Annotated in this window: 5 protein-coding genes; 2 read left to right on the forward strand and 3 right to left on the reverse strand. The window is 45.1% G+C overall.

Annotated elements, in window-relative coordinates; translation table 11 throughout:
* Positions 1-11: 11 nt before the first annotated feature.
* The 3 genes from Q0238_RS00110 to Q0238_RS00120 all read right to left on the reverse strand — a co-directional run bounded on the left by Q0238_RS00110 (position 12) and on the right by Q0238_RS00120 (position 4436).
* The gene (locus Q0238_RS00110; protein WP_297941648.1) at positions 12-743 is read right to left on the reverse strand and encodes a DUF3137 domain-containing protein; all 732 of its coding nucleotides are present in this window, start codon (positions 741-743) and stop codon (positions 12-14) included.
* 459 nt (positions 744-1202) lie between these two features.
* Positions 1203-3506, reverse strand: a complete 2304-nt coding sequence (locus Q0238_RS00115) for a DUF1007 family protein (protein ID WP_297941651.1) — start codon at positions 3504-3506, stop codon at positions 1203-1205.
* 3 nt (positions 3507-3509) lie between these two features.
* Positions 3510-4436, reverse strand: coding sequence for a zinc ABC transporter substrate-binding protein (locus Q0238_RS00120; RefSeq protein WP_297941653.1), 927 nt, complete (start codon positions 4434-4436; stop codon positions 3510-3512).
* Positions 4437-4551: 115 nt separating this feature from the next.
* Between Q0238_RS00120 and Q0238_RS00125 the strand changes: the two genes are divergently transcribed.
* Together Q0238_RS00125 and Q0238_RS00130 are read left to right on the forward strand one after the other, a co-directional pair.
* Positions 4552-4905 (forward strand): HTH domain-containing protein, encoded by a 354-nt coding sequence (locus tag Q0238_RS00125; protein ID WP_297941656.1) that lies wholly within the window; start codon positions 4552-4554, stop codon positions 4903-4905.
* Positions 4906-5040: 135 nt separating this feature from the next.
* A complete protein-coding gene (locus Q0238_RS00130) occupies positions 5041-5481 on the forward strand; it encodes a hypothetical protein (RefSeq protein ID WP_291939615.1) in 441 nt (146 codons plus the stop codon).
* Positions 5482-5739 lie beyond the last annotated feature (258 nt).

Below are 5739 nucleotides of genomic sequence, written 5' to 3' on the forward strand. Positions count from 1 at the left end.
AATGCGCCCTGCTAATTTGTGAGTTTAAGCGTTTCGATTAGGCTTAAAATTTTGCGGATCTGCGTTTGGTATTCGCGCGCGAGCTCTATGCTAGCGGGCCTACCAAAAAGAGTAGTTTCAAAAAGATCGGGCGCACCGTTTAAAAATAGATATAAGCGCTTATCCATAAATACCGTGCTCAAGCTGAACTCGCCGCTCGTTTCGCGATTTATTTCGCGCAGACGCTCCATAAACGCGGGCGTTAGCAGATAGCGCGCTTCTACTTTGTCATCCGCAAACACGCGAAAATCGCGCATAAAATCCACATCGTCCATCATCTCTTTTTCGCCGAAGATCTTGGCGTTTAGCTCCCTGCTTACCACTATCGTTTTGCCCGAGGTTTTTTTCGCGAGCTCGCAGATCAGTACGTTGCCGTCAAAGTCCATATAGTTATCGTAGAATATTTTGATCAACATAATCGCCGCTATTAGCGGATTATCCGTTTTCATGTAAAACCTACCATTACTATGTACCTCGCTTAGGCTAAATTTAATCCCGCAGTACACGCCCGTAATCCGATCCTCGCTTTTGATCCTAGATTTCCTATAAATTCTAAATTTTTGAAATTCCTCCTCTTGCATGCCGGTATATGGATCGTATTTTAAACCGGCATCTATATCGTTTATTACGGCGCGGACGAATATCTCTTTATAAAATTTGTAGTAGCGAATTTCCGCTTCGCTTTCTTGACTGGCGCAATGCATAAGAAATATCCAAAAGATCTGAAAAAGGATCAAGACGCTCGAAAATTCGGCAATTTTTATTAGAGGAGTGTCTGCTTTAACACCGTCTAGAGACATTATTGCGAATAGGACCGCAAAAAAGGCGGCTATACTGAGGTAGTAATATCTATTAAAAGCTCTAGCGCACGCTTTTTGTTCGGTTAAAGTTTGCGAAATAGCATCTTGCAAAGAAGGCGACATATCTATCCTTGATAAAAATTTCGCCCGTATTGTAGCGAAATTTAGCGGAATTCATAAAGAGCGAATTCCGCCGCATAATTGAATGGTCGAGATCGGAGCTTAATTTATGCAGTCCGTGCGGCGCAAATTTTAAAATCTTAATATTCTGAAAACAATTCGCACCGGATTTAAAATTTAACGTATCGCGTAAACTTATATTTCACGCGAGCCGCCTTTGAAATTTGCGTTTAAATTTTGCGATCACAGTATCCTGAGGCTGTCTGAGATGAAATACATAAAAATCCCGAGCCCGAACATCACGAAAAGCCCCAAAAATTCGACGTATAGCTTCAGGCTTACGAGCCGCTTCGAGCTTAGCTCGTTTGCTTTCGCGCCGAAAAGCGCGGCTAAAAATATCACGACGCTCATTCCAAAACCGATGAAAAGCGCACTTGCGACGCTAAGCGCGAAGCTTCCGAGGCTGAAGGCAAGTACAAAAATTAGGATCGTGCCGGGGCAGGGCACGAGCGCCGCCGCAAGCGCGATAAGCCACTCCCGCCCTTTCTCGCCGCCGCCAGTCGCGCCATTTTGCAGCGAGCGAGATGAGGTTTGGTTTTTGAAATTTGCAGAATTTAAAGCCTGTTTTTGCCCGTTTTGGCTAGACGAGTTTTCCTCTGGGCTCGCATTTAAATTTAAATCCGAATTTGACTCTGCCGCCGCGGCGCCTAAATTTTTAGTATCCAAATGCTGCGCGGATTCGCCGCTAGGGGTTTTAAATTTAGAAAATTTATAGCTCTTTGACGCTGCGTGAGCGGAATCCCCGGCGTTTGTAAATGCCGTATTTTTTAAGCGGGCGCCTGTCTCTACGGTATTTGCGGCGGAAGCGCAAGCAGCGCAGGAGCAGCCCGCATCGTGGTGGGCGCCCGATCTTACGCGGCGAGCTTTGTCGTAGATGATGAGCGCCGTTATGACGATGATCAGAAGCGCCGAAATTTTCGTTGTGATCGAGGCGGAGTTTGCAGAGACGAGCCCTGCAACGTTTTGCAGCACGAACATGCTCGCGCTTACTAAAACGAGCGCTCCTAGTACGTGCAGAAGCCCGATTTTAAGGGCAAATCCGAAGGCTTTGACGTAGCTGCCGCCATGGGCTAGGAAATAGCTCGCCGTTAGCAGCTTCGCGTGCCCTGGACCCGCCGCGTGGAAAAAGCCGTATATGAAAGAAAGCGCCAAGACCCATAGGATGGTGCTCGCGCTTGCATGCTCGCTGCTTGCGCGAAACGCCGTTTTGAGACTTTTCATAAAATCCATCGTCTTTTGCGCGACAAATCCCAGCGAGACCTCTTTGTGCTGCTCGCTTGAAATCTCGTCGCTGTCGGATGTGGCGCCGTTTTTGTCTGCGTTATTTTGCGCTAAATTTAAAGAACTCTCCCCAGGCGGCGTCGCGAGATTTTGCGTAGAATGCGCGGAATTTAAAGAGTTGTCTCGTCCCGCAGCAAAATTTTCGCCCGCGCCTTTATCTTCAGGCGCCGCAGAATTTGTGGATTTATTAAAATTTATCGCGGCGCTCCTATCGCCTCCGTTTTGCGCTAAATTTGAATCATCACCTAAAGGGACTGCGGCGTTTTCGCTATTTTTCGCGGCGGCCTCTAAGCTTTCGCTGCCGAAGCGGCCGGAATTCGCGGTGCCGTCTTTTGCCTGTGCGTCCTTTTTAGCGGCTTTATTAATCTGTGCGATAGTATCCGAAGCGGCTATATTTTTTTGCGCCTCTGCTGCAGCCTCCGAAACGATATCGCCGACGGATCTTTGGTTTGATCTGCGCGCCGAGCTGGCATTAGGTTTTGTTTGCTCGCCTTGCGCAAGTTTATCCTCTGAGCCTGCAAGGCTCTGCTGGCTAGATGCAAGGCTATCCTGCGCTAAATCAGAGTTTGGCGCGCTTGAAATTGGCGGTTTTTTATCTGCGATCTTTGGTTTTTCGCCGCTAAATTCTATAAAAGTGGTGGCTAAATTTGAATTAGGCTTCGCTACAAAGCCCTCGCCTAGATTAATGGGCTTGTCGTCAAGCATTTTGAAATTGAAAAATCCCTGATCGTCGTTAATGGAAATTTTAAGAACGCGGTTATTGCGCAGCTCGAAGCCGACCTTTTGATCGAACTCAAACACGAGTCTGCCCTTTTTGACGAGGCTTATTGCGTTTTTAAAATTTCCCTTGATCTGCGTGCCTACGAGGTTGCTAAGCGCAGGCTTTGCGTTTTTTGGCGCTTGATCGTAGAATTCTGCCTCGCAAAGATAGTTTTTGGGGGTTAGATAATCGGTCATCGCCTTAGTTATCTCGGCAAGCTCGCTATTTTCAAGCTTGCCGTTGGAATTTATATCGTAGGTCTGCATTATGACGTCGGTAAAATTTTGAGAGAAAAGCCACGAAAAGTGCAGACTCACGATCTTGCCGTCTTGTGCGACGGGAGTGATGCTAACGTGCGCAGTGGGCGTGTATAGGGCGCACAGAGCGCACGCAAATATCCGCGAGCTAAAGATCGCGGATAAAATTAAAATTTTAATAAATTTCATCAACTACAAATTTTCTCCGAAAACGTCGATCGTCTTTTTCATCGTCTCGTACCAATCTAGCGGCAGCTGATCGATCTCCATCACCTTTGCGCCCGTTTGTGCGGCGATGGTTTGCGCTGCCTTTTTGGAAAACTGCGGTGCGACGAAAATCACCTTGATCTTTTCCTCTTTGGCTTCCTCGATTAGCTCGGCTAAATCAGCAGGCTTAGGCTCTTTGCCCTCCACTTCGACTGCGATCTGCTCTAAATTGTATCGGTGCGCGAAATAGCCCCAAGACGGATGATAAACCATAAATTTCTTTCCCTTGACGCCCGCCAATTTCTGCTTTGCGTAAGCGTCCAGCTCGTCAAGCTTTTTAGCAAATTTATCGAAATTTGCTTCATAAATTTTAGCATCCTTAGGATACTGTTTGGTTAACGCGTCTTTAATATTTTTAGCTTGAATTTTTACAAGCTGCGGATCGAGCCATATATGTGGGTCTAAACCGCCGTGATGGTGATGGTGCTCGTGCGCCTCGTGGTCTTTGTCACCATGCTCATGATGCGCGTCATGATCGTGATCATCGTGATGCGCGCTATGATCATGTTCGTCGTGATGGTGATGCTCTGCCATAGCCATTTTGGTGATGCCATCTTCGGTGCGGATTATCTTCATCTTTGGATACGATGCGGCAAGCTTTGGTAGCCAGACTTCATCAAATTCTATACCGACTGCAAAATACAGATCGCTATTTTCTAGCATTTTCATCTCTGAAGGCTTAGGCTCGTATGTGTGCGGATCAGCGCCTTTGCCGACCATCGTATTTACCTGCAGAGTATCGCCTGCGATCTGTTCAACAAAATACTTCGTAGGAAGTATGGTCGTGGTGACCGTAGGTTTGGCGAATGCTACGCAACTAGCTGCTAAAAGCGTGAAAACAAGCTTTTTCATAAAATTCCTTTCCAAAAAAAAATTGCGGAAGTATATCAAAAGCAACTTAGTTGCAACTTAATATAAATTTATCTAAATTTCGCTATCATCGCTTAAATTTTAAAAAAGGCGTAAAATGGATCCCAAAGATTTTTTAGCGAGTCACGATATCGCTCCTACAGCGCTTAGAGTGCAGATCGTGCAGATCCTAAGCGAGAAAAAATGCCCGGTAAGCTATGATGAACTAGTAGAACTAACGGGCGCTAATAAAACCACAATATATCGCAATATAGCGCTTTTGGAAGAGAAAAATTTGATAATTACCAGCGAAAATAATCATAAAAGCTTTTATGAGCTTACCGATGGCGCCAAAGCGTATTTTGTCTGCGAAAGCTGCCATAAAATGGAGGAGATTTCGATGCCTACTTTGCCACAAAAAAATGTCAAAAGTGTGCTCGTGCGAGGATTGTGCGAGAAGTGCGGCGGCTGAGGCAGGAAATTTAATCAAAAGCGCTCAAGGAAATTTGGCTAAAACGCTAGGGCAAAATTTAACCGATTTTTAACGGATTTTTATAAAACAAACGATATAATCCGAGCGTTTCATATTTTAAAAGGGAAAAATTCAGTGAATAAAAACGATACGATAAAAGCAATAGAGAAGTTTGTAAGTTCTCAAGAAATGACGATGTTCCGCCTGAAAAAGGGTATCTACGGCGATGCGATGAAAAACCTGGATCAGGTTTTTACGCCGTATAAGGAGTTTGCCGAGTTTTTCAAAAATCCCGCAAATAGACTGCAGGAGCTGTTAGGCAACATCGCGTACGAATCGATTTTAAACTACACTGAAGCAGGGCTATCGCACTGCGAGAAGATCCACTCGATCTATTTTGTGGAATCCAAAGGACTTTTCAAAAGTGGTCTAAAGTATATCGAGCCTGATGCGACCGCGAGAGAAAGAGCCAAGAGCTATTACGACAAATTGCTGGAAAATAATGAGAAGCTTAACGAATATATCGATATCGGCTTGCAAAGGCTACATGGCTTAGAAGCGAAGGTTTTCGAGTAGGCTAGGCTAGCTTTGGGGTTTGATTTGCGTGGCGAAATTCTATCGCAAATTCTTGGCGCTTAAAATTCTATGATTAAATTTCACACCTTTTACAGATTTTACTTATACTATTTAATTCCGCGTTAGCGTCGCTTTTAATTGTGTATATAGCAAATAGGGTGGCTTGAGCAATTCCGTGGCGGTGGCATTATCCGATACGATCAAAGAAATAATCTAAATTTTTAAAGCTCAACGAAGCGGGTTAAAATAAGCAAGCTT

This window comes from uncultured Campylobacter sp. (genome assembly GCF_938045775.1).
Taxonomy (GTDB): Bacteria; Campylobacterota; Campylobacteria; order Campylobacterales; family Campylobacteraceae; genus Campylobacter_B.